The 1,517-nt window shown below is 33.9% G+C and carries 1 protein-coding gene; it reads right to left on the bottom strand.

Features of this window, described 5'->3' with window-relative positions:
• The coding region (locus VK998_RS11580; protein ID WP_325228486.1) for an ABC transporter ATP-binding protein at positions 1-1,413 on the bottom strand (1,413 nt) is incomplete at its 3' end.
• Positions 1,414-1,517 lie beyond the last annotated feature (104 nt).

Consider the following 1,517-nt stretch of genomic DNA (forward strand, 5'->3'; position numbering starts at 1 on the left):
CCTAATATTCTCCATTATAGTACCAGAAAAAAGCCATGTATCCTGTAAAACCATTCCAAAATTATTTCTTAAATCTTTTCTAGTAAAATCCTTTATATCCTGTCCATCAACTAATATTCTACCTTCATTTAATTCATAGAAACGCATGAGAAGTTTAACTATTGTAGTTTTTCCTGCCCCTGTAGGTCCAACTATTGCAACCTTCTGACCTGGTTCAATATTAGCAGAAAAATTCTTAATGATTATTTTATCTTCATCATATCCAAATATCACATTTTCAAATTTAACCCTTCCTTCTATGTTCTTCAATTTTACGGGAGTTTCGCTCTCTTCAATTTCTTCATCTTCTTCCAAAAATTCAAATACCCTCTCAGCTGCAGCCACAGTAGATTGTAGTACATTACTTATTTGGGCTACTTGAGCTATAGGTTGGGTAAAGCTCCTTATATATTGAATAAAGGAAAGAATATCCCCTACTTCTATAGCTCCCCTAATGGCAAGCCATCCTCCAAGAATAGATACTACAACATAACCCAGATTACCTATAAACATCATAATAGGATGCATCATCCCTGATAAGAATTGAGCCTTCCAAGCTGAATTATAAAGATCTCCATTGATCCCTCTAAATTCTTCAATTTCTGTTTCCTCTGCATTAAAGGCCTTCATTATATTATGCCCACCGTATACTTCCTCTATATGACCATTTACCCGTCCTAATGATTCTTGCTGAACTTTAAAGTATTTTTGGGATCTTTTAACTATACTTAAAACTAAGAACATTGAAATAGGTAATATTAAAAGGGCTGCAATAGTCATTCTGATACTTATAGATATCATCATAATAAGTACCCCTATTAAAGTGGTAGCGGAGGTAATAATCTGACTCATACTTTGGTTTAATGTTTGACTTACCGTATCCACATCATTAGTAACCCTAGATAATACATCACCGTGAGTATTTGTGTCAAAATATTTAAGGGGCAGCCTATTTATTTTCTTGGATATTTCCTTTCTTAAATTATAGGATATCCTTTGGGCTACTCCAGTAACTATGAATCCCTGAATATAGGAAAATAAAGCACTGGTTAAATAAAGTCCTATAAGGATTAAAATAATATTTCCTATATATTGAAAATCTATACCAGAGCCGGGAATGCCAGATACCTTACCTAAAAGACCTTCAAATATCTTGGTAGTCCCTTTACCAAGTATTTTAGGACCTACTATTGAAAAGGCTGCACTTCCTATTGCAAAGACTATTACTATAATAAGTTTTATTCTATAGGGTCTTAAATAATTGAGAAGTTTCCTAAAAGTTTCTCTGAAATTTTTAGGTTTATCAAACCTTCCCATCCCTCTCATAGGACCCTTAGGTCTTCTTCTATGATCTTCAATCTTTCTTTCACTCATATTGCAAGTTCCTCCTCCGATAGTTGTGATAGGGCAATTTGTCTATAAACATCAGAATTCTCTAGAAGTTCCTTATGGGTACCCATGCCTACTATCCTTCCTCT

The sequence above is a fragment of the Schnuerera sp. genome, from assembly GCF_035459645.1.
Taxonomy (GTDB): Bacteria; Bacillota; Clostridia; order Tissierellales; family Tepidimicrobiaceae; genus Schnuerera.